We start from the raw sequence: 23,367 nt of genomic DNA on the forward strand, positions 1-23,367 counted from the left end.
TATGCTAACTCTTATGCAGGATGTACCCATGACAAGGGACGTCTAAGAGAGGAGCCGTGATGAGGTGAAAGTCTCACGTCCGGTTCTGAAGACGAGTCGGTTTGGTAACAAACTGACTTAGTTTAACAATTCCCACAACTTGTTTTCATCCAAGGGCTAAAGCCACTTGGCTTTCAACTGCACGTTTTTTTTGTAAATATTTCAAATATTCATAGCTTCTAACTTCCGGTAATAAGTCTTTGTAGTAGCTACAATATTGATCGATGAACGATACTGTTGGTTGTGCATCCCTGGGCAAGTGTTTGAGAATTTGTAATTTTACATCCATTATCATACCTACTTTACAGAGCTTTTGAGTTTTCACTTCTTTATTTTAATTCTCGGAGAGTGATAAAAGAGGGTTAATAAGAATATTTATTAGTAATTTTTAATATAATTATAATATATATTTATTAATTGATTATATTATGATTTATTATAAAATTAGTAATGTTAAGGTTTCTTAACATTATATATCTAGAATTGCCTATAAACCCGTATGTATACTCATAATCTTTGAGTAAGCACTCTTGACCAAATCTGAAATTTTCTGCAAGATATACAGTTAAAGGCGATCCCGGCGATCCCAAAAAAATGCTGTTCTTATCGTTTCTATATATCTGGAAACTCTTAAGAGCCTTCAAGTATTTGTTGGATCCGGAAAAAGAGTCCTTCAAAAAAACAAGAAATTAGATGCCATTTCCTATTAGATTTTGGGAAATGAAATGCAAAAACTGTAAAAAAATAGGAGAAAATAAAGAATGGTTCAAGAACGTCCACCTCTAGAAGAGATGACTTTGCGACAACTACGCAAAGTTGCTAGTGAGCTAGGTATATCTCGTTACAGCAGAATGCGTAAAGCACAACTACTGGCATCAGTTATGGAAGCTCAGGGTATTAGCCATATCCCATCCCCTCCACCTTCAGCATTAGAAACACAAGAAGAGGTGGAGGCAAAAAAATTTGAATTAGGGCAAGAAAACAACAATGATGATTTTCTTTCATCCATTGATGAAGGTTTAACAGATTTACCTAATGGTTATACTCAAAGCCGAATAGTTTTAATGCCACGAGATCCAGAGTGGGCATACGCCTATTGGGATATTCCTAATGGACAGAAAGAAGAATTACGTCGTCAGGGGGGACAGCAGTTAGCGCTGCGTATCTATGATGTGACTGACATAAAATTAAGCTACCAAAGCCCTCATAGCATTCAGGAATATCCTTGTGATGAATTAGCTCGTGAATGGTACATACCAATCCCAGTAAGCGATCGCGACTATGTTGTGGAAATAGGGTATCGATGTGCTGATGGTCGGTGGTTAGTTTTAGCTAGTTCTGAGCGAGTGCATATTCCACCAGTTTATCCCTCAGATTGGATTGATGACCAATTCATCACAGTGAGTTGGGATGAAGATTTACACGGCAAAACCTTTATGGAACTGGTTCCTGCCAGTCGCAAAATTACTTTTCATGATAATCCCGATGATATTTATGAAGAGATGTTCGGTATAGCTGAAATCGAGAATCAAAGGATTGCTGGTTCAATGTTTGGTTCTATTCAAATGGTTCCTGGTTCAGGCCAAATGATTGAAGAAGGAGTCAGTTCCTATGCTATGGCATCAGGTGTAGGGATGTGGTCATCTGGTAGCAATATCTCTGGAGCTACTCAAACCATGTCTGGTGTAGGTTTAACTGCTTCAGGAGTAGGTCAAACTATGTCTGGTGTAGGTTTAACTGCTTCAGGAGTAGGTCAAACTATGTCTGGTGTAGGTTTAACTGCTTCAGGAGTAGGTCAAACCATGTCTGGTGTAGGTTTAACTGCTTCAGGAGTAGGTCAAACTATGTCTGGTGTAGGTTTAACTGCTTCAGGAGTAGGTCAAACCATGTCTGGTGTAGGTTTAACTGCTTCAGGAGTAGGTCAAACCATGTCTGGTGTAGGTTTAACTGCTTCAGGAGTAGGTCAAACCATGTCTGGTGTAGGTTTAACTGCTTCAGGAGTAGGTCAAACTATGTCTGGTGTAGGTTTAACTGCTTCAGGAGTAGGTCAAACTATGTCTGGTGTAGGTTTAACTGCTTCAGGAGTAGGTCAAACTATGTCTGGTGTAGGCATGAATATGTCAGGGTTAGGTCAAACCATGTCCGGTGTAGGCATGAATATGTCAGGGTTAGGTTTAACTACTTCCGGTATGGGAATGAATATGTCTGGTGTAGGTTTAACTGCTTCCGGTATGGGAATGAATATGTCTGGTGTAGGTTTAACCATGTCAGGGGTAGGTTTAACTACTTCCGGCATGGGCATGAATATGTCTGGTGTAGGTTTAACTACTTCCGGCATGGGCATGAATATGTCTGGTGTAGGTCAAACCATGTCAGGGGTAGGTTTAACTACTTCCGGCATGGGCATGAATATGTCTGGTGTAGGTTTAACTACTTCCGGCATGGGCATGAATATGTCTGGTGTAGGTTTAACTACTTCCGGCATGGGCATGAATATGTCTGGTGTAGGCATGAATATGTCTGGTGTAGGTCAAACCATGTCTGGTGTAGGTTTAACTACTTCCGGCATGGGCATGAATATGTCTGGTGTAGGTTTAACTACTTCCGGTGTAGGCATGAATATGTCTGGTGTAGGTCAAACCATGTCCGGTGTCGGCATAAATATGTCAGGGTTAGGTCAAACCATGTCAGGAGTAGGTTTAACTACTTCCGGCATGGGCATGAATATGTCAGGGTTAGGTCAAACCATGTCCGGTGTCGGCATGAATATGTCAGGGTTAGGTCAAACCATGTCAGGAGTAGGTTTAACTACTTCCGGCATGGGCATGAATATGTCAGGGGTAGGTTTAACCACTTCCGGCATGGGCATGAATATGTCAGGGTTAGGTCAAACCATGTCCGGCATGGGTTTAACTGCTTCGGGTGTAGGTTTAACCATGTCCGGCATGGGTTTAACTGCTTCGGGTGTAGGTTTAACCATGTCCGGTGTAGGTTTAACTACTTCCGGCATGGGCATGAATATGTCTGGTGTAGGTTTAACCATGTCCGGTGTAGGTTTAACTGCTTCGGGTGTCGGCATGAATATGTCTGGTGTAGGTTTAACTACTTCCGGCATGGGCATGAATATGTCTGGTGTAGGTTTAACCATGTCCGGTGTAGGTTTAACTACTTCCGGCATGGGCATGAATATGTCTGGTGTAGGTTTAACCATGTCCGGTGTAGGTTTAACTACTTCCGGTATGGGCATGAATATGTCTGGTATCGGTTTAACCATGTCCGGTGTAGGTTTAACTACTTCCGGCATGGGCATGAATATGTCTGGTGTAGGTTTAACCACTTCCGGCATGGGCATGAATATGTCTGGTGTTGCTGCTTCTATGCCACCAGTTCGTCCCCGCAAGTTCTGGTTAGTTGCTGATGCGGAACTGATTATTCACGGTGCAACGGAACCGGATGCTACTGTCACTATTGGTGGACGACCTATTAAACTAAATTCTGATGGTACTTTCCGTTTCCAGATGGCCTTCCCTGATGGTTTAATTGATTATCCTATCATGGCAGTGGCAGTCGATGGCGAACAAAACCGCTCTATACACATGAAGTTCGCTCGTGAAACCCCGGAACGTCGCACTAATACAAAGCAAGAAGCTGTTTTGGAATGGATAAGATGAAAAATCAGCAGTTTAACTATTGATAGCTAAAGCATAAGTAGCGATCGCTCATTTATACCTTGCTAAGAAAGTGTTTGTAAAGTTTTGTAAGGTAAAGCGATCGCCCTTATAACTGTAACAAGTTACTTATTTATCCCAGAGTTTACCGAAAAATTGTGGGTATGCGCCTCCCCTTTTAAGGGAATAATAAAGAAAATTTTCATGAATTTGTCAATCCTCTTCAATTCATGGAGAGGTAATTATTCATTATTAATTGTTGAAACTCTCCAATACCCAATTTGCAAGTGGGAAAAACACTTCATAATTCTTTACAAACAATCTCTAAATAACCCCGGTAAAGTTCCCCGGGGGTTGATCATTGAATCAGTTATAGCAACTGCCAGGGCGGTTAGGACACAGAAAAATATAAAATTATTAGACCATCTTATAGAGGCGATATAGCTGCCACACCTGCTCCGCCAACGCTATGTTTATCCTTTATGTTCTAAGCGCCTTGGCGACTGCTATATATCAAGTATCATTAATGAGACAAGGGTAAAAATGCTCTTCTCGATTCTCTTGAGAATCTCCCCCAATTCCTCCTAATTCCTTACTCTGGTTTCTCTGCTCCGGTCTCCCTAAAACTTTTGGCGTTCCTGAATTAGGGTTAATTCACGCTTCTTCGGTGGGATGTTCCTGTTCCTGCAAATTCCTGGGAGCGAACCCTTGAAGAAATCACAAATTTTCCTCTGAATAGCGATTTTTCTGGCTTTTACATACTACATTTTTTCGTGCGGAATGTGGGTTCAAAGATTGCTTGATTTAAAAGAACAAGGTATCTATACCTATTTTAATGAAGTAATAAAAAATCGGATTATCGAAGTAATTAAGTAGTAAAATTTAAAGGACAAACTTGAGAAGCAACTATGTAAACTTTAGAACGCTTTTATGCAGAAGGTTTAATGGGTAAAATAGATATGAATTCAGAATATCGTGAAAAAACTTTGGCAGTTTGGCGTTATCAATTAGAGCGTTTATGGCTGGAAGTAGAACCATAATTAAGAAGATGTTATACCATTTTCAAAAAATACTATTACAGTGCTTTATTCTGTTGGTAGGAGTTTTGAGATTAATACTGTAGCGACTTTTTTTGAATTTGGTATTAAGTGTTAGGTTTTAGGTTGAATTGAGTCAAGTACTAAGTTTTATTATGTTATATCAAATCTATTTGTATACTTATTGAAAAACCTCCTGTGACAACTTGCTTCTATCAGAGGATAGAAGAGCTAATGTGCTTCGCCGAAGCAGGGTTGTACCGCTGTTCTCCGCGACAGTCTTCCCTTAGTCGCTCATTGGGAAATAAAGTCTAAATGCTGAAGCACTTACTGATAAGTGATAACTAATTCAATAACTCTAGTAAAAAACAAATCAAAAACTGAGAAAAAGTGTCTAATTTTACAGTAAAAAAATCAACTAAAAAAATGGATATTATTTCAATACTTAAACAAGATTATCAAAAATTTCCTGCCGATCAAACTTACGGTATCTATGCAGAAAATGTTTACTTTGAAGACCCATTAAATAAATTTAGAGGAATTGACCGTTATCAAAAAATGATCGGCTTTATGAAAAGTTGGTTTAACAATATTCAACTGGAATTACACGATATTAGTCACTCAGGAGATTTAATTAAAACCCGTTGGACACTTAGTTGGACAGCTCCTGTGCCTTGGAAACCTCGAATGGCAATACCAGGATGGAGTGAATTGAAACTAAATACATATGGACTTATTAACAGTCATATTGACTATTGGGATATTTCTCGACTAGATGTTTTAAAACAGGTTTTTCAAGTGAAGTAGCTAAATAATTCTCAGCTTATTTTTTGATATATTTTGACAAAAAAGCACAATTTTGATATAGTAAATATCCCTAGATGCTGGAAAAGTCAAAAAACCGCTAAAGTTAAAATATTTGACATCCTCCCCGGCTTAAAGGCGCGGGGATTCCTACCGAGCTGTAGCCCCTCGGCGGGTTGACGTTTTGCTGGCGCAAAGCTCTGCTAACACTGGCTGCTGCACCCACCCCTCTTGCTCCCCTCCCGGGAGGGGATGGGGGTGGGTTACGCTTGCCTCCACATCCGTTTAATGTCTCGGATTGCCCACCCGCGACTAATATATTTATTGCTGCGTTTTCGTCACGATAACCTCCGGTTAAGCGTAAGCTATCGTGCTTAGTACCACAATTAAGGCATTCCCACTCCCTGACTGAAAGGTCTAATTTTCCACCTTTAAAACCACAACATGAGCATACTTGGGATGTTGGTTCCCAACGACTAATTACTCTTAGAACGCGACCGTATTTTTCTGTTTTCCCTTCTAACAGCGTCCTAAATTGCCTCCAACCTAAATCTGATATTGATCTAGATAATTTACGGTCTCTTGGTGCGCGTTCCGCAAGCGAGCTGGCGTCGTCGCGGGGTCGCACCGCTTTTTTACCATTCCAGAAACATTGTCATACCTCTAAAACAATTGTTTGGTTTTCACGAATTATTTCGGTGGATAATTTATGTAGAAAATCTGTTCTTGTATCCTTAAGTTTCGCATGTTTGCGCAGCATTCCGAAGGAAAACTTAGCAACTCTAAGTCGCACTTTTTCATAACGATTTGACCCTTTAGTTTTCTTAGAAAATGACTTACTTAATTTTCTATACTTCTTAATCCGTTTTTTTAACGGTTTGGGTGCATCAATTTTTTGACCATTACTCAAAGTAGCAAAAGTAGAAATCCCTAAATCTATACCTACTGAATTATCAGTATGAGCCAAGGTTTCTGGTATAATTTCTACTACAAAACTTAAGAAATACCTAGTAGGGGCGATTTCCGTTCCGGAATGCTCCGCAAACGCGAATCGCCCCTACAATCTTTAACCACTGTTACTGATGATGGAGCAGCAGGTAATTCTCTTGACCAAACAATTTTCAGCTTTCCAATTTTTGCTAAATAGACTTTATGTTGACCAATTTTAAACCCTGCTTTTGTAAACCTTGCAGTGCTTTTGTAAACCTTGCAGTTTGTTTTGACTTTCTAGTTTTGAATTTAGGAGGTTTAACAGGTTTACCTTTTCTCTTACCTTTTGTTGACTTAAAAAAGTTTTAATAAGCCTGGTTTAAATCATTTAAAGATTGCTGCAATGGTATAGCATAAACCTCTGACAACCATTCCCTATTTTCAGTTTTTTTAGCTTGAGTTATAAACTGTTTTTGTAGTTACGAATTAGTCGGTTTCTTTTGTCCTAATTTATATTTATGTTGGCAGCAATCTAGACCATCATTCCAAACAACACGGGCACAACCAAATAGCTTTGCTAATCGGTATTTTTGTCATGGTGTTGGATAGATATGGTACTTAAATCTAGCTTTCATCATTCCTATATGAACTAATAGTATGATAACATAATTTATTGAATAAAAAGCAATTTAAAAGTCGCCCTTCTAGGGCGAGGCTTTAGACTCAATTTTTCGGTAAAAATTTTTCATAAAAGGTTAAATATTGATGCGCGTAATATTAATGACGGGAAAAGGTGGCGTTGGCAAAACATCAGTGGCTGCCTCAACAGGACTACGTTGTGCAGAGTTAGGCCATAAAACTTTGGTTCTCAGCACTGACCCAGCTCACTCCCTAGCAGATAGCTTTGATATGGAAATGAGCCACGAACCTCGGAAGGTTAGGGAAAATCTTTGGGGTGCTGAGTTGGATGCTTTGATGGAACTGGAGGGAAACTGGGGAGCTGTAAAACGTTATATTACTCAGGTTTTGCAGGCGCGGGGTTTGGATGGTGTGCAAGCTGAAGAGTTGGCAATTTTGCCGGGAATGGATGAAATTTTTGGTCTAGTGCGGATGAAGAGGCACTATGACGAGGGAGAATATGATGTTTTAATTATTGATTCTGCTCCGACTGGTACTGCTTTGCGACTTTTGAGTTTGCCGGAAGTGGGGGGTTGGTATATGAGGAAGTTTTATAAGCCTTTGCAGGGAATGTCGGTGGCATTAAGACCTCTTTTTGAGCCTATTTTTAAACCTATTACTGGTTTTTCTTTGCCAGATAAGGAAGTTATGGATGCTCCTTATGAATTTTATGAGCAAATTGAGGCTTTGGAAAAAGTTTTAACTGATAATACTAAGACTTCTGTGCGGTTAGTTACTAATCCTGAAAAGATGGTAATTAAGGAGTCTTTACGCGCTCATGCTTATTTAAGTTTGTACAATGTTTCTACGGATTTAGTAGTAGCTAATCGGATTATTCCTGATTCTGTCACTGACCCTTTCTTTAAAAAGTGGAAGGAAAATCAACAGCAATATCGGCAAGAAATTCACGATAATTTTAGACCTTTACCTGTGAAGGAAGTACCTCTTTATTCTGAGGAGATGTGTGGTTTGGCTGCTTTGGAGAGATTGAAAGAAACTTTGTATGGAGATGAAGATCCTAGTCAGGTTTACTATAAGGAAAATACTGTTAAGGTAGTGCAAGAGAAGGGGAATTATAATTTGGAGTTATATTTGCCTGGAATTCCTAAAGAGAAAATTCAATTGAATAAAACTGGGGATGAGTTGAATATTAGAATTGGTAATCATCGTCGGAATTTGGTTTTGCCTCAAGCTTTGGCAGCGTTGCAACCTGCGGGGGCAAAGATGGAGGATGATTATTTGAAAATTAGGTTTGCTGAAGCGGTAAAAGTTTAGGCATAGTTATTTTTTTGTGGGAGGAGGTTTAGATTTTTTTCTTTTGCTGAAGGCGTAAAGATTATTTTTCAACCTACTCCTACAAGAGAAAATTCAAAGTAAGCATCATTTATTTGGTTTTGAGCGACATTTAATTAATTAGACAATCAATACTTCTAAAAGAGAAAATTCAATTGAATAAAACTGGGGATGAGTTGAATATTAGAATTGGTAATCATCGTCGGAATTTGGTTTTGCCTCAAGCTTTGGCAGCATTGCAACCTGCGGGGGCAAAAATGGAGGATGATTATTTGAAGATTAGGTTTGCTGAAGCGGTAAAAGTTTAGGTTAGTTATTTTGTTGTGGGAGGAGGTTTTAAATTTTTTCTTTTGCTGAAGACGTAGAGATTATTTTTCAACCTACTCCTACAAGATAAAATTCAAAGTAAGCATCATTTATTTGGTTTTGAGCGACATTTAATTAATTAGACAATCAATACTTCTAAAAGAGAAAATTCAATTGAATAAAACTGGGGATGAGTTGAATATTAGAATTGGTAATCATCGTCGGAATTTGGTTTTGCCTCAAGCTTTGGCAGCGTTAACCAGGGAGGAAAAAATGGAGGATGATTATTTGAAGATTAGGTTTGCTGAAGCGGTAAAAGTTTAGGGTGGTTATTTTTTTGTGGGAGCTAGGTTTTGATTTTTTTCTTTTGCTGAAGGCGTAGAGATTATTTTTCAACCTACTCCTACAAGAGAAAATTCAATTGAATAAAACTGGGGATGAGTTGAATATTAGAATTGGTAATCATCGTCGGAATTTGGTTTTGCCTCAAGGTTTTGCACCGTTAATCTGGGGGGAAAAAATGGAGGATGATTATTTGAAGATTAGGTTTGCTGAAGCGGTAAAAGTTTAGGGTAGTTATTTTGTTGTGGGAGGAGGTTTGAATTTTTCTTTGTGCTGAAGCTATCAAGATTATTTTTCAATCTACTCCTACAAGAGAAAATTCAAAGTAAGCATCATTTATTTGGTTTTGAGCGACATTTAATTAGAAAATCAATACTTTTTAGTAAGTCTTTCCTAACGCCTAAATTATTTATAGCCAACTTGATAATTCCCTTCAATCAAATTGTTTGAGGATACATATCAAAAACAATTTGCTCTTCTTCTTCCCCTGGTTTATGGTTAATGTAGGTTTTTAGGTTCCATTCAACAGTTTTATATCCTTTAAAGGCGCCGATAAATGCTCCTATTCCTGCTCCAACAGAAATTACTGTTCCAAGTCCAGGGACGACAATATCTATCTCTTTATTTCCACCAATGTATTGTTTTAACGATTCCTCTAGTAATTTTTCGCCTCCTTTTAATATTGGATACAACTGCGGATACAAATTCAAAGCAGCGATACCACCGAGAGCAGCTCCCGTTGAAGATTGTAGAAAAATTTCTGAAATATACTCAACAACTTCAGGCTCAGAATCTTGAAGTATATTGATCTGAACTTTATGCTTGGAAAAAATCTTTTTTACCTTTTCCAAAACTTCAGGCTCTGTTTTTGGTACTGAAAAACCGAATCTATGCCCTACTTCAATAAAACCTTCTAGTTTGGTTAAGAACTTCTCTTGGTCTTTACAAACAACTGGCTGATTACCCAATCTATCTGGTCTGAAAATTTTGTAAACAGGTCTAGGAAATTGTACTCAAGACATGACTTTAAAACTTAATATTGTGTGACAATTATTAGTGTAAATGTTACAACCAGCTATTTTTAAGTGTGGTTTTCCCTATGAAATTTATCTAGTTTTACGAACAAAAATAAAATCAAAAGTCAAAAATATATAAAAATAAGCCTTTGATAAATTTCAACCATAAGCCATTTTCATGTAAAGTAATTTGATAGGATCAAAAATATTCAACATAATAGATATTAGAAATAAATACTATAACGATCTAGTTATGACTACAGAAGTTCGTACAACAGAAGCAGCATTTTTACTCAATATATCGACAGGTAGACTGCGTATATTACTCCAACAAAATAGAGTTGTAGGAGCTTACAAGTTTGAAAGATTTTGGATGATTCCTCTTAACAGCCGAGGAGTTCCAGAAATTACATCTGGTCGTCGCGGTCCTCAAGGAACCTGGAACAAGGCTGAACGTACAGGGAATACATTTGTTCATGTTCTCCGAAAGACTATTGACTATAACCGAGATAATAAAACTTCTCATCCCGCAATTGCTGTAAAAGTAGGAGGTAAGAAAGATTATTGCCATGCTCTAAAAATTAACGGACCTTGCCAAATCGTTTATCAGCCCCATCAACCTAACAACAGTCAAGCAGGCGGAGCTCGTCTGTGGATTGAGGTTGAACCACAACATATTGTAGAGCGAATCTACTTTTCAGATGGAGATTACGGTCCGCCCCCGGAAGTAACTCAGCAGAGGCAAAAGAAGAAAGAAAAAAGTAAAAAGTCTTCTCAGAAGAAATGTTTGAGAAAATCAAAGAAAAAATCTTAGCCTATTTTCTTTAGGCATCTAGAAAATATCTAGAATAGCTTTGAATTACTGGGGTTCTTGAAAGACTCCTCTAGTTTGTGCTGAATATTTAAGCTCTAATTTTCTTATCCTAGTAAAAAGAATAGCAAGATATATCGAGCTGTTAAAAATTTAAAACTATTAAATACAGCCTTAAGAAGTAATGATCGGAAAATTTTTTACAAAGTTATTAGAGAACGGGAAGCTCGAATAAGTTGAGAATATTTTCCTGACAGAGACGGGAAATTTTTTATTGTATCTAAATTTATCATACTCTTTCATCTCGGCAAAGAATTAAGTTGAGAATATTTAGCTCATTAGAACTTAAAGATAGCGATCGCTATAAATTTTTTCTCGCATTTTTCCTCAATCATAACTAGGAAAAACAAGAAATTGAAGCTCCCGATATATCCAAGAAATTGGTAAAGTATTATGGGAGAGATAAGAAGAATTTTCTGAATTTATAGTGGCAGAATATTCCCAGATTTTGCCAATATTTTTAATTTCATACTTCCTGTTTTCGGCAAATAATTAAGTTAAGAATATTCAATTAATTGGAAGTTAAAAGATAGCGGTCGCTATAAATTTTTCTCGCATTTTTCCTAAACTATAACTACGAAAAACGAGAAATGAAAACTGTTGATATTTATGACTAATGTCTAAACTATTGTAGGAAGGATAAGGATAATTTTCAGAGTATTCCGCAGATTTTGCCGATATTTTAAAGTTCAGACTTCCTATTTTCGGCAAATAATTAAGTTGAGAATATTCAACTCATTGGAAGTTAAAAGATAGCGGTCGCTATAAATTTTTTCTCGCATTTCTCCTAAGCTATAACTGCGAAAAACGATAAATGGAAACTCCCGATATTTCCGACCAATGGGTAGGGTATTATATGCGAGATAAAGGGACTGAACATATCGAGATAAAAGGGTTCTAAATTCTTTTTCTTCTTCAATTATTGGCTCCTGTTTAAAATATTTACTAATTAATTCTTGACTCATAAATACAAACAAGGGTACAGCATAATACTGGTCTAAGTTTTGACTATTTTGTTCAAACCATTGGGTTGTATCAATATTACCTTTGTCTCCTTTCAGCAACTTGATAAACTCCAAAGCAGTTTCCATTGCAGATTTAAGATTAGGTGGATAATCTTGACTTTTGCTAATTGCCCACATTTTTTTGAATAATTCATCATTAGCGAATTTTCTAATTTGTTCTTCTAATCCTATTTGATAAGTTTCTTCTAATTTTTGGTGATAAATAGGCACTACTAATAAATTACCAGTCAAATGACCTGTTTCAATATTGCCAAAGTCTAATAATTTATCGAGTCGGTTAAATAATGTTAGAAGTTGAGTCTTGAAAGAATCTATTAGAGAAATATAAGTAGTATTTTGAGAATCGGAATTAGGCAAAGTAAATTCTGCTTCTCTGAGAATTTGTGTCAGACTGGAATAAACAAATTGAAGACTTTGTTTTTCTGGGTGTCGGTTATGTTCGTTTTTTAATTCTCGAATTAGGTTAGTTATTTTTTCTGAGAAGCTATTTCCTGCTGTTGAAATAGATTTTCCACCAATAGGAATTATCAGAAAATTTTTCTTTGCCAGATTACCAGCACCTACTATTCTAGTCATTATTGAGAGTTTGAGAATTAATAGAATATCTAATAAATTAATCAGGCTTTCTTCCAGGAAAAGTTTTCTTTCTTCATCGTAATCTTCTGGGGAAGTATCGTTATCTTTAGGATAATAAGTTACAGAATCGCTCAAATAAAATATTATTTGTTTTTCTTGATTATCTAAAGTTATTTTTTTCCCATTTTCTTGATATTGACCCCGCGCTCTATAGATGACCTGAATTACTTCCATCAGATTTTTTTCTATCTGGAAATGAGGTATTTCAACTAAGATATTTTTGGCTTTAGGAAAGGATAAGCCTCGACTTGCTGAAGATGTCATAAATACGATTTTTACATCTTGCTTATACTTATCTATTTTTTCTCTGTTTTCATCAGACAAGCTGGCGTGTATTTCTAGATAGTCTGTATATTCCTGAAAATTTTTCCGCGACTTCTTGATTTTTTCTATCAATTCTTTTAATCGTCTTTTGTCTTGAATATAAACTAATAATTGACTATTGGTAGAGTTTTCTAGGAAGGATTTGATGTCTGCTGAAATTTTGGCATCGACTGCTTTAGATAATTCATTATCTCGTTTGATTTTCCAGTCATTTTGATTAAATTTAATAGACTGAATGAAGACTTTATAGGTGATGTTTAAACTACTTGCTGGATAGGAATTGGCATTAATAGTTAGGGCTGATTTATTTTTGAATTTAAAATGTTCTATTGACAGTGGTTCTGCTTGACTTTTTGCTAATCTAAAATAAATTTTGTCTGGTTCTGGAGAAGTCTGGGATAAGTGCTGTTTAATAACTTCTTGTTCCACAATGGAAGCATCAGCCACAATGATTTTAGTATTGAAACCATATTCTGGATTAGTTAATTGATACTTTGCTACAAACTGATTTATTCCCTTTAAAAAATTTACCCCTCCATCATCTCCAGTAATTTCATCAATCATTATAAATAAATGCTTTATCCTCTGAGAAATTTCCTGCATTTTTCTAGAATTCACACCTTTTTTTGTGCTATAAGCACTTTTGAAAATTTTCTCAAGATGTCGGAGAGTGTCTGCACCATTGGGAGTAATTTTCAAAGATTGAGTCGAAACTGTAGCAATAATATTATTGGATATTTTGCCATCAATAAGAGCGTATATTCCCTGACTGATACTATTGAGAACTCCAGCAGTTTGTTTCGTTTTATATTCAATTGTATCTATATTCCTTCTATCAAAATTTTCTTGATGTCGCTGTCTCGGTTTAATATGTGAGTTGTGATTAATAAATCTGACATTTTTAGAAGTAAAATCATCTTGATGTTGATTGGAATAATATCTAACTGTGGAATTATTACCATTTTCTTGAATCAGAATTGAATTGGCGTTGATACAAAATAATCTGTCGTCGAACAACTCCTGATTTTGATAATTTTCAGATTTAAACTTATGAATTAAATCGAGATTAACCTGAGTACGAGGACTAACATAAAATAATAGAAAACCCTCCTCTAAATGAGACTTGATAAAATTAGTAATAGCTGTTGTTTTGCCTATTCCTGGATTACCTGTCAAAAATACCAAAGTATTATTGCTCATCAGAGCTTTTTGAATTAATTCAGCATGAGCATCTCTTAATGTTGACTCTGACTTAACACCCAATTTTGCTGCTAACTCATTGGGGATAATATCTATAGAATTAACAAAATTATTCAGCTTTTCTTGGTGAAGAATCTCAGTAATACTATTCTCCCGGAGATTAAGTGGTTTTGTAGATAATTCTTGGATAAAATCTCTACCATTAATGAAACTATGAACAGCTTTTCTTTGAATTAAATCTAAAACTTCGCGACGAGCAGTTTTAATCTCTTTGTCTTTGTATTCTTTCTTATATATTTCCGCACAAGTAGTTAAAATATTGAGATTTTCTGGCCGTAAACAGAAGGTGCTAATGTTGCGATCGCTATATCCTACTATATTAAATAGAATAGATTTTGCATTTTGAATTATCTGTGTTTCCTGTCGCAGAAAATTGTAGAAACTTTCAGCATAAGCACCTGCTTGAATTAATTTAGTGGTTTCCTTATCCTTTCGTTTAAAAGCAGTAAAAAATCTTTTCAAATCTGAGGAAAATTCAAAACCAGAATCTTGAGTATTACCTGTATCTATCCGGAGCTTAGAAAAAACACTTTTAGAACGAATATGTTTAATTTCCCTCATCAACATTCGCCTAAATTCTTCTATATGATCGAGTGGAACTAAATCTTCTGCTGACTGTACTGAAAATATAGATAAATCTACACAGGTAATTCTCAAATCTTTTCGATAACGTAACAACATCAATGTATCTGCTTGTAGAAATTCTCCTTTCTTTTCCAAATATTGATGAATATATCTATTTAAGTGACTATTTAAGAAATCAGCAGGTAATAATTGAGATAATAATTCCTGAGTTGCTGAGAATTTATCTTTATTATTAGTACCGAAACTATTATTGCCATGAAAGCAGCATTGATAATACAAAATTTCTATTTCTGGCTTTTTTTGCTTTTGATTCCATCCTGTAGATTTAATATACTCCCGGAAAAAATTTAACCCTGCCAAAAATCCTTTCAAGATAAAATATTGACTCCATCTTTCCAGATTTTTCTGACTTTCAGAACTGATAATTCTAGGATTTTGAACCATTCGGTTAACCATCTTCGGCAATTTTAGTTGTTGCAAATCCTGAACATACAAATCTCCAAAATTATTTGGATACTTCTGATATTGAATATCTGCCAGAATACCAATATTAAATCCTACCTCAAATAAAAATCCTAATTTTTCCGCAATACTCATTATTTTTTCCTTTCAAAAATCTATATCAACGATTTTACTAACCTCTGTCAAAATGCTAATCCATTAAAATTTATCCTTATCTGTCAGATCAGGAAATCTAGACAAAGTATCGAATAAAAATTCTAATCTATTGTCAATACTGATTATTGTTTCTCTTCAAAAATCTATATCTATCAACGATTTTACTAACCTCTGTCAAAAATGCTAACCCATTAAAATTTATCTTTTCTTTGAGATAGGCAAATATAGACTAAAGTATCGAATCAAAGGTTTTACTAACTTTTGTCAAAAATGCTAACCAGTTAAAATTTATCTTATTTGTCAGATGGATAAATATTGACAAAGCACTAACTGTTCATCATTGATAATTTCCATAGAGCTTGAATTTTTACTTACTTTGTTTGCAAAATTTTTCACCATACTCTAAACCCTTTAAAAATCTAATATCGACTCCATATTTCCAAATCTTTTCGACTTTCAGAACTGATAATTCTAGGATTTTCAACCATTCAAATAAATATAGGCAAACCACTAACTGTTCATCATTGATAATTTTCATAGAGCTTGAATTTTCACTTACTTTGTTTGCAGAATTTTTCATCAGACGAGAAACCCTTTAAAAATCTAATACAGACTCTATCTTTCCAGATTTTTCTGACTTTCATAATTGATAATTGCTAGGATTTTGAACCATTCGCTTAACCTGCTTCGGCAATTTTAATTGCTGTAAATCCCGAAGATACAGATCGCCAAAATTATTTGGGTACTTCTGATGTTGAATATCTGCAAGAATACCAATATTAAATCCCACCTCAAATAAAAATCCTAATTTTTCCGCAATACTCATTATTTTTTCCTTTCAAAAATCTATATCAACGATTTTGCTAACCTCTGTCAAAATGCTAATCCATTAAAATTTATCCTTATCTGTCAGATCAGGAAATCTAGACAAAGTATCGAATAAAAATTCTAATCTATTGTCAATACTGATTATTGTTTCTCTTCAAAAATCTATATCTATCAACGATTTTACTAACCTCTGTCAAAAATGCTAACCCATTAAAATTTATCTTTTCTTTGAGATAGGCAAATATAGACTAAAGTATCGAATCAAAGGTTTTACTAACTTTTGTCAAAAATGCTAACCAGTTAAAATTTATCTTATTTGTCAGATGGATAAATATTGACAAAGCACTAACTGTTCATCATTGATAATTTCCATAGAGCTTGAATTTTTACTTACTTTGTTTGCAAAATTTTTCACCATACTCTAAACCCTTTAAAAATCTAATACCGACTCCATCTTTCCAAATTTTTTCGACTGTCAGAACTGATAATTCTAGGATTTTCAACCATTCGCTTAACCTGCTTCGGCAATTTTAATTGCTGTAAATCCCGAAGATACAGATCGCCAAAATTATTTGGGTACTTCTGATGTTGAATATCTGCAAGAATACCAATATTAAATCCCACCTCAAATAAAAATCCTAATTTTTCCGCAATACTCATTATTTTTTCCTTTCAAAAATCTATATCAACGATTTTGCTAACCTCTGTCAAAATGCTAATCCATTAAAATTTATCCTTATCTGTCAGATCAGGAAATCTAGACAAAGTATCGAATAAAAATTCTAATCTATTGGCAATACTGATTATTGTTTATCTTCAAAAATCTATATCTATCAACGATTTTAGTAACCTCTGTCAAAGATGCTAATCCATTAAAATTTATCTTTTCTGTCAGATAGGCAAATATAGACTAAAGTATCGAATCAAAGATTTTACTAACTTTTGTCAAAAATGCTAACCAGTTAAAATTTATCTTATTTGTCAGATGGATAAATATTGACAAAGCACTAACTGTTCATCATTGATAATTTCCATAGAGCTTGAATTTTCACTTACTTTGTTTGCAAAATTTTTCACCATACTCTAAACCCTTTAAAAATCTAATACCGACTCCATCTTTCCAAATTTTTTCGACTGTCAGAACTGATAATTCTAGGATTTTCAACCATTCGCTTAACCTGCTTCGGCAATTTTAATTGCTGTAAATCCCGAAGATACAGATCGCCAAAATTATTGGGATATTTCTGGTGTTGAATATCTGCCAAAATACCAATATTAAGTCCTACTTCAAATAAAAATCCTAACTTGTCTGCGATATTCATTCTTTTCTCCTTTTAAAAAGGTACATCAACGATTTTAGTAACCTCTGTCAAAAATGCTAATCCATTAAAATTTATCTTTTCTGTAATGTGTGGAAATATAGATAAAGCACCAATCCCTTCATCACCAATAATATTTTCATAGGGGTCTAATTTTAGACTAACTTTGCTTTGTCTCTCAAATCGCGAAAAGTGGAAAAATGTCAGATATTGCAAAATGTCATTTTTAAGTTGAGAGTCTAAAACTAAAGCTTCCCGAATATCGGCATCATCCATAACATTACTATAGAAAGACCCCAACAAAGTTGAATAAGAAATCACACCATTATAATTTCGTTCCTCCTTTTTTCCCACTGAAATGCCATTAAATAAATTGAAAAATACAACTGCTTTTTGACTACTATCTTCAGAAATATTTGTTAACTGTCTAGTGTCTTGAATATATAGGGAACTAGCATTCATGTTTTTTAAACTATGCACATAATATTTATCGTAAAATACCGGATAAATTTTAATATTTTTCTGGCCTTGCTTCATTGCCTTAATAATAGTAGGCGACATAAAATATAGTTCCTCATCTTCTTCTTTCTGAGTAATATGTAGGGTACTCGTGTAAGTTGCTTGAGCAACGTATAAAAAATCTTGGTATCCCTCAGAATAAAGGTCGTTTACAGTCTCAGTTAAAATTGGTGGTTCTCTATACATATTTCTGAGAGAGTAATTATTATCAAAAGTTATTAGCGGTTGAATTTTTATACTTCCATCTGCCAATCTTTCAACACCTATAACTTCTCCTATTAAAGTTACTATTCTATCCTGAGAATTTTTATTATCTCTTTTCCCATCGCTCTCTCTACTTGAGACAATAATAATGGCTAACTTTTGCAGTTTGGGAAATTTAGAATTATCCGTTAACCTAAACTTTTTAGGCAACACAGAATATAGAGAATTTAAACCATTTCTAATATTGAAAGAACTAGGTGGCTTATGGACCCGGAAACCTTGAGAATTACATCGATATTTTTGGCTGAATAGATGACACAATAACTTGGAAAGATTAGCCAGAAATTTTTCAGCATGAAATGGATTTTCTGATGTTCCCTGATGTAGCCTTACCATTGGCATAAATAATAATTTTTGCGTATATTCTTTGCATTCCTCCAGAAGAATATACAAACAAAGATAAGACAATAATATCCAAGTGAAACGGTAAACAAATTTTTGTTCAGAGTTGAAACTTTCTTGATTTTCTTTGTCTTGGTTTAAGCATTGATTATCATAAGCAAGTAATATGTGTTTGTATTTTGGCTCAAAATATCTTTGATAGTAGCGCCAACAAGGATTAGTCTTAGGCATCCAAAAAACAGGCAATACATTAACCCCTTCAATGTCATATTTCAATTGGAATTTTTGTGGCGCACTCTCTCCTTGAAAATATCGAATATCTTCTATCTTGATATTCACTGGTAGTTGACATAGGGCATTAATATTCACACCAGTCTTATCAATATAAATATATTTCAGAATTTTCTTGCTTTGTCTCAAATCTTCCTGAAAAAAATCTCCTGTAGAAATACTATCTGAATCTTTATTTAGAATTTCCCTACTAATACTGATGAAAGGATTTTCATTACATACTGGCAACCTTCCTTTTTTGTCTATAAATTTGATTAGAAGTCTCCGTAGAGTCTCAACTTTTTCTAGAACACCACGTTCATTCAAACCTCTGACTATACCTCTAAAAATCCCCCTTTTTTCATCATCATTATTGCCTTTCAATTTAATTAATACCTGCTCAAACTTAGGTCTAGGGTCATAATTAAGTTCATCATCAAGATGATAATTTTCTGCATTAGAATCATCACAAGTAAATACAAAAAAATATAAAAACACCCTAATCAATACTTTCCTAGCAAAACTTTCTCGACTTTGAATATCCGGATCGGCAAGTTTTGCTTGATGCTCTGAATTACTTGGGTTAATAATATTCAAATTATACTCAAAAGAAGTTTTACCTTCATCTTTTTGTACCTTGCCATTTAACTGTAGTTTTAAACCCAACGTAAACTGAACTTCTCCTGTTTCTTTATCTCTACTTTCCCCTAAATTTCCTTCAATAGTCGGAATAATTGGCAGATCATCAAAAGCTTCACCACGAGCAAAAATATCTTTATAGTTAACAGTTACTCCAGCATAGTAAACTTCAAAATCATCAGTTTGTTCGTCTAAATATTCTTCTATTAATCTGAGTCGTCGAATTAAATCTTTTAGATAAATAAAACCCTTGGTATTTCGATCTTTGCTGTCAATATTTTGTGCAATATGTTCTAAATAAACAATAATTGCTTCTCTTTTCAACTTTCCTAGAGTTTCTGTATCCGCCAGTTTTTGCAATAAATTAAAATCTGATGATTCTTGATTAACTTGACTCTCTAGAATCTCATAAGCATCTTGAGCATCAGTTTCACAAAAGTCAGCTATATGATTTTCTATTCCTTCTTGTAACTCAGATGAAAATTGCTGAGTATTTTTTACTGTAATTGTTAATTTAGCAAACTTCAGTAGAGAATCACTGCCATTTTTATCGGAGTCTAAAATTAATTCTTGTGTTTGTAATCCTGTATATGACTCGTTAAAAGGATAAGATAAACCTAACTGAGTTGCTTTTCCCTGAAAAGATTCTAAATTAGTAGTTAAACCTTCGATGAAATTAACCAAATTTTCTTCTTCTATAGAAGATTTTAGACTTTGTTCTAAACAATCTTTGATTTCTCTAATTTTCTTAGCAAACTTTTCTTCATTAGCAAAATTGATTGTTGCAGAACGAACAAACCTAGTATCACTAATAGGATTTTCAACTTTTGCCTTGGCAACAGAACCAGCTATCTCATCAATATTTATAAGTAAACGTAGGCGATCGCTCGATATTTTAAACATATTTTTTTCTAGTAATTTATTGAAAATATGTTGTAACAAATCACTATAATCAACAGGAATTAGATTGTCAGCTTCTCTTAATTCATTCACCATATTTATTTGCCTATAATTAATCGTTATATGAAATACAAAAAATTGTGCTACTTACGAATCACCCCATCACCTCATTCCCCTATCTTCCTATCAATCTTTGGTAGCAAACATTAACGTATTTCATATTACATACTAACTAGGAATTGCTGATTAACTCTCAAAGCATTGACAGATAAAACCCACATTCCGCACCACAAATGTAGCAACCGAAAAAGGAGTCAGGAGACAGCTATACTGGAGACAGAATTTTAGAAGAAAATCATAGCTGCCGTGATAGAGTAAACAATACTGCAAGTATTTATGCGTAAATTTTTGACTCGGAATTTGATCGATGAAAAAGTAATTGAGATGATTTGCATAGTATAAATACCTGCCAAGCTACGGATTTATACACTACTTTTAATGTTACAAATTGAAGTTCCGAATGTGGGATAAAAGCAAGTGCCTTTTGAACTCGAAAAAAGTGTCAGCTTTTCGGTCTAAAAAGCTCAAAAATTTAGTATTTTGGGCAGACAAGGAAAGAAACATCAAGGGACAATTCTTCCGACTACCTCCTTATTAATTCCCCTCCTGACTCCTGACTCCTGACTCCTGACTCCTGAGTGACCATATAACCAAGTATATAAACTGACTAATTTTTTTCCGATCGCTCCTGTAGTAATTTCTAAACTCAAGTCAGATTTTATAAATTTATCGTAGCCTTGTAATACATAAAAATAATTCTTACTAGCACAAATTAATAACCTCTGATATGAGTTATGACTAATAATTTCCTCTATCTGTAAAATTACTTCTGGTTGTAATTTCTCTGCTCTCTTCTTTGTCATCTTTTGGTCATAATAGGGAATTAATTCCTGATAAAAAATTAGCCCAAACTTGGTAGACAAATATATAAATGTCTTGACAATTAGATGGTTGTTGCTGAAGAAAACGACGCAATACACGAAATTTAGGGCCATCATACCTAGCGATCGCTGGTATTAGTCCAACATCCAATGACTTGCGTCGCGTACAAGAAATAATTAGTAAGTGCCGAGATTCAAAATACACTTAGACTCTAACTTCTTAACTGAACAGGCATAATTAAATAAGTCATTTTCACCCCACCCAATGGATTTAAAACCACCGGACTTGTAGCAGTATTTAACTGAATAGAAATCTCCGAAGCTGAAGGAATAGCCTTCAAACCTTCAATCAAATACTTAACATTAAAAGCAATTTCATCCGGCTCATCTGTAGAAATTTGTGCTGCCATAGACTCTCTACCACTACCCACATCTTGAGCATCTACAGATAAAGAAATCTCCTGATTAACACTATCAATAGAACACTTCAAAATATTATTTTTCTGGTCAGCCAAAACAGCAATTCTTTCCACCGCTCCTAAAAATTGTTTCCTATCTACATTAATTTGATTAGTAAATTTATCAGGCAATAATTGTCCGTAAGCTGGATATTGACCCTCCAATTTTCGGCTAGTTAAACATTGTTCTCCTAGCTCAAAAATTACCTGACCTTCATCAAATCTCAAGGCAACAGCTTCAGATGATTGACCCATTCCAATCATTCGTTCAACTTCTCGTAAAGCTTTTGCGGGAATTGTTACTTCAAACTCTTCAATTTCTTCAATCTCTTCTACTTCTGACTCATCCTCTGGTGCCACACTTTCAGTATTGACAATTGCTAATCTATGACCATCAGTTGCTGCAAATTCTAAACCATCTTTTTGTACCTTTAAATGTACTCCTGTTAAAACTTGTTTTGTTTCATCAGGACTTGTGGCAAACAAAGTTCCCTTTAAACCATTGATTAAAGCTTCCGGTGGTAGATGTATAACTTCCCCCTCTTCCACTTTTGGTAATTCTGGATATTCCTCCCCTACCATACCTCGGACTTCATAACGTCCAGATGTAGAAGTAAGAGTGGCGATCGCTTCCCCTTCATCATCATCAATGGTAATATTACCATCTGGTAATCTGGAGACAATATCATTAAATAATTTCGCAGGTAAAGTAAAACTCCCACCTGTTTCTACAACTGCCGGAAAATTGGAACGAATACCTAAACTTAAGTCAAACCCTATTAATTCTAAGCACTGATTTTCTACATCTGCTATTAATAAAACATTTGCCAATACTGGGTGAGTAGGTCGAGAAGGAACTGCACGACTAACTAGAGAAAGGTTACTACTTAAGTCACTCTGAGTACAAGTTAATTTCATTTGAGTTTAGTTATTTATATAAGGAACCGGAGGTTTTTTGAACAAAACTCACCTGGAACTGAAATCCTAACATTCTTAACTTTAATAATCTAGAGCTCTCACATGAGAGGAAAAATATCAGTAATAAAATCTCAAGCTAATATCTGTGGAAAATGTGGAAAACTCAAAAAAATCTTTACTAGATCAATGATTTCATCAATAAGTACCCTGTGGAAAACCTGTGGAAAAATTTACTTTTAGTTACTGCCTATTATATCCTCTATTATACGATTAATGAACTCAGAAACATTTTTTGTCTTATTTGTCAATATTTACTTCTACTCTGTTCCTGATCTACATAAACTCCTAAGAGACTGTTTGTAAAAAAAAGCTAAAGATGACCATGAAGAGGTATTGAAGGTAGGAAAATAAAAAAATCAATGATGAGTGTCAAATCAATGTCCCGAAAATCTTATGCCAGTGACCTAAGCGATTCCCTCCGGGACGCTGCGCGAACGCGAGTGGGAACTACTAGAACCTTTGCTACCGAAACCTCGC

At 34.8% G+C, this 23,367-nt stretch carries 17 protein-coding genes and 5 pseudogenes; 7 read left to right on the top strand and 15 right to left on the bottom strand.

What is annotated here, in order from left to right; genetic code table 11:
- Positions 1 to 145: 145 nt before the first annotated feature.
- Positions 146 to 328, bottom strand: a complete 183-nt coding sequence (locus F6K23_RS36590; RefSeq protein ID WP_375340823.1) for a hypothetical protein — start codon at positions 326 to 328, stop codon at positions 146 to 148.
- A gap of 502 nt (positions 329 to 830) precedes the next feature.
- On the opposite strand from F6K23_RS36590, the pseudogene F6K23_RS42500 reads away from it, so the two are divergent.
- Positions 831 to 1,415 (top strand): annotated as a pseudogene (locus F6K23_RS42500) (DUF4912 domain-containing protein); the annotation flags it as partial.
- A gap of 1,511 nt (positions 1,416 to 2,926) precedes the next feature.
- Here F6K23_RS42500 and F6K23_RS42505 read toward each other — a convergent pair.
- Positions 2,927 to 3,439, bottom strand: a complete 513-nt coding sequence (locus F6K23_RS42505; RefSeq protein ID WP_367267926.1) for a hypothetical protein — start codon at positions 3,437 to 3,439, stop codon at positions 2,927 to 2,929.
- 1,731 nt (positions 3,440 to 5,170) lie between these two features.
- Here F6K23_RS42505 and F6K23_RS36605 point away from each other — a divergent pair.
- A complete protein-coding gene (locus F6K23_RS36605) occupies positions 5,171 to 5,551 on the top strand; it encodes a DUF2358 domain-containing protein (RefSeq protein WP_293165555.1) in 381 nt (126 codons plus the stop codon).
- Positions 5,552 to 5,654: 103 nt separating this feature from the next.
- Here the strand turns inward: F6K23_RS36605 and F6K23_RS36610 are convergent, their stop codons facing one another.
- The 3 genes and pseudogenes from F6K23_RS36610 to F6K23_RS36620 form a co-directional block, all read right to left on the bottom strand.
- Positions 5,655 to 6,176 (bottom strand): transposase, encoded by a 522-nt coding sequence (locus F6K23_RS36610; RefSeq protein ID WP_293165529.1) that lies wholly within the window; start codon positions 6,174 to 6,176, stop codon positions 5,655 to 5,657.
- 27 nt (positions 6,177 to 6,203) lie between these two features.
- Positions 6,204 to 6,515: a transposase gene (locus F6K23_RS36615; protein WP_293165531.1), complete on the bottom strand. Its 312-nt coding sequence runs from the start codon at positions 6,513 to 6,515 to the stop codon at positions 6,204 to 6,206.
- Between the two features lie 442 nt (positions 6,516 to 6,957).
- Positions 6,958 to 7,026: pseudogene (locus F6K23_RS36620) on the bottom strand (hypothetical protein); the annotation flags it as partial.
- A gap of 217 nt (positions 7,027 to 7,243) precedes the next feature.
- Here F6K23_RS36620 and F6K23_RS36625 point away from each other — a divergent pair.
- The 4 genes and pseudogenes from F6K23_RS36625 to F6K23_RS36640 form a co-directional block, all read left to right on the top strand.
- Positions 7,244 to 8,431, top strand: a complete 1,188-nt coding sequence (locus tag F6K23_RS36625) for a TRC40/GET3/ArsA family transport-energizing ATPase (protein ID WP_202224569.1) — start codon at positions 7,244 to 7,246, stop codon at positions 8,429 to 8,431.
- Positions 8,432 to 8,589: 158 nt separating this feature from the next.
- Positions 8,590 to 8,757, top strand: a pseudogene (locus F6K23_RS36630) (arsenic-transporting ATPase); the annotation flags it as partial.
- A 157-nt stretch (positions 8,758 to 8,914) separates the two neighbouring features.
- Positions 8,915 to 9,079, top strand: a pseudogene (locus tag F6K23_RS36635) (arsenic-transporting ATPase); the annotation flags it as partial.
- Between the two features lie 82 nt (positions 9,080 to 9,161).
- Positions 9,162 to 9,326 (top strand): annotated as a pseudogene (locus F6K23_RS36640) (arsenic-transporting ATPase); the annotation flags it as partial.
- A 208-nt stretch (positions 9,327 to 9,534) separates the two neighbouring features.
- Here F6K23_RS36640 and F6K23_RS36645 read toward each other — a convergent pair.
- Positions 9,535 to 10,065: a hypothetical protein gene (locus tag F6K23_RS36645; RefSeq protein ID WP_293165533.1), complete on the bottom strand. Its 531-nt coding sequence runs from the start codon at positions 10,063 to 10,065 to the stop codon at positions 9,535 to 9,537.
- Between the two features lie 238 nt (positions 10,066 to 10,303).
- Between F6K23_RS36645 and F6K23_RS36650 the strand changes: the two genes are divergently transcribed.
- Entirely contained in the window at positions 10,304 to 10,927 is a 624-nt protein-coding gene (locus F6K23_RS36650) for a hypothetical protein (RefSeq protein ID WP_293165535.1), read from the top strand.
- Positions 10,928 to 11,682: 755 nt separating this feature from the next.
- Here the strand turns inward: F6K23_RS36650 and F6K23_RS36655 are convergent.
- The 9 genes from F6K23_RS36655 to dnaN all read right to left on the bottom strand — a co-directional run bounded on the left by F6K23_RS36655 (position 11,683) and on the right by dnaN (position 22,830).
- A complete protein-coding gene (locus tag F6K23_RS36655) occupies positions 11,683 to 15,411 on the bottom strand; it encodes a helicase-related protein (RefSeq protein WP_293165537.1) in 3,729 nt (1,242 codons plus the stop codon).
- A 388-nt stretch (positions 15,412 to 15,799) separates the two neighbouring features.
- Complete coding sequence (locus tag F6K23_RS36660) at positions 15,800 to 15,970, bottom strand: hypothetical protein (RefSeq protein ID WP_293165539.1); 171 nt, start codon at positions 15,968 to 15,970, stop codon at positions 15,800 to 15,802.
- 102 nt (positions 15,971 to 16,072) lie between these two features.
- On the bottom strand, positions 16,073 to 16,258 hold the full coding sequence (locus F6K23_RS36665) for a hypothetical protein (protein ID WP_293165541.1): 186 nt from the start codon (positions 16,256 to 16,258) through the stop codon (positions 16,073 to 16,075).
- A gap of 440 nt (positions 16,259 to 16,698) precedes the next feature.
- Positions 16,699 to 16,920, bottom strand: coding sequence for a hypothetical protein (locus F6K23_RS36670; RefSeq protein ID WP_293165543.1), 222 nt, complete (start codon positions 16,918 to 16,920; stop codon positions 16,699 to 16,701).
- A 440-nt stretch (positions 16,921 to 17,360) separates the two neighbouring features.
- The gene (locus F6K23_RS36675; RefSeq protein ID WP_293165545.1) at positions 17,361 to 17,582 is read right to left on the bottom strand and encodes a hypothetical protein; all 222 of its coding nucleotides are present in this window, start codon (positions 17,580 to 17,582) and stop codon (positions 17,361 to 17,363) included.
- A 12-nt stretch (positions 17,583 to 17,594) separates the two neighbouring features.
- Positions 17,595 to 20,609 (bottom strand): hypothetical protein, encoded by a 3,015-nt coding sequence (locus F6K23_RS36680; protein WP_293165547.1) that lies wholly within the window; start codon positions 20,607 to 20,609, stop codon positions 17,595 to 17,597.
- Between the two features lie 527 nt (positions 20,610 to 21,136).
- On the bottom strand, positions 21,137 to 21,436 hold the full coding sequence (locus F6K23_RS36685) for a hypothetical protein (protein ID WP_293165549.1): 300 nt from the start codon (positions 21,434 to 21,436) through the stop codon (positions 21,137 to 21,139).
- A 7-nt stretch (positions 21,437 to 21,443) separates the two neighbouring features.
- On the bottom strand, positions 21,444 to 21,659 hold the full coding sequence (locus F6K23_RS36690) for a hypothetical protein (protein ID WP_293165551.1): 216 nt from the start codon (positions 21,657 to 21,659) through the stop codon (positions 21,444 to 21,446).
- Between the two features lie 7 nt (positions 21,660 to 21,666).
- Entirely contained in the window at positions 21,667 to 22,830 is a 1,164-nt protein-coding gene (dnaN, locus tag F6K23_RS36695) for a DNA polymerase III subunit beta (protein ID WP_293165553.1), read from the bottom strand.
- Positions 22,831 to 23,367: the final 537 nt, after the last annotated feature.

The organism is Okeania sp. SIO2C9 (genome assembly GCF_010672455.1).
Taxonomy (GTDB): Bacteria; Cyanobacteriota; Cyanobacteriia; order Cyanobacteriales; family Microcoleaceae; genus Okeania.

Bases quoted from the DNA above. Each gene is read 5' to 3' on its own strand.
- F6K23_RS36590 (WP_375340823.1), bottom strand. From the start codon at position 328: ATGGATGTAAAATTACAAATTCTCAAACACTTGCCCAGGGATGCACAA.
- F6K23_RS36605 (WP_293165555.1), top strand. From the start codon at position 5,171: ATGGATATTATTTCAATACTTAAACAAGATTATCAAAAATTTCCTGCC.
- F6K23_RS36625 (WP_202224569.1), top strand. From the start codon at position 7,244: ATGCGCGTAATATTAATGACGGGAAAAGGTGGCGTTGGCAAAACATCA.
- F6K23_RS36655 (WP_293165537.1), bottom strand. From the start codon at position 15,411: ATGAGTATTGCGGAAAAATTAGGATTTTTATTTGAGGTAGGATTTAAT.
- F6K23_RS36660 (WP_293165539.1), bottom strand. From the start codon at position 15,970: ATGAAAATTATCAATGATGAACAGTTAGTGGTTTGCCTATATTTATTT.
- F6K23_RS36665 (WP_293165541.1), bottom strand. From the start codon at position 16,258: ATGAGTATTGCGGAAAAATTAGGATTTTTATTTGAGGTGGGATTTAAT.
- F6K23_RS36670 (WP_293165543.1), bottom strand. From the start codon at position 16,920: ATGAGTATTGCGGAAAAATTAGGATTTTTATTTGAGGTGGGATTTAAT.
- F6K23_RS36675 (WP_293165545.1), bottom strand. From the start codon at position 17,582: ATGAATATCGCAGACAAGTTAGGATTTTTATTTGAAGTAGGACTTAAT.
- F6K23_RS36680 (WP_293165547.1), bottom strand. From the start codon at position 20,609: ATGGTGAATGAATTAAGAGAAGCTGACAATCTAATTCCTGTTGATTAT.
- F6K23_RS36685 (WP_293165549.1), bottom strand. From the start codon at position 21,436: ATGACAAAGAAGAGAGCAGAGAAATTACAACCAGAAGTAATTTTACAG.
- dnaN (WP_293165553.1), bottom strand. From the start codon at position 22,830: ATGAAATTAACTTGTACTCAGAGTGACTTAAGTAGTAACCTTTCTCTA.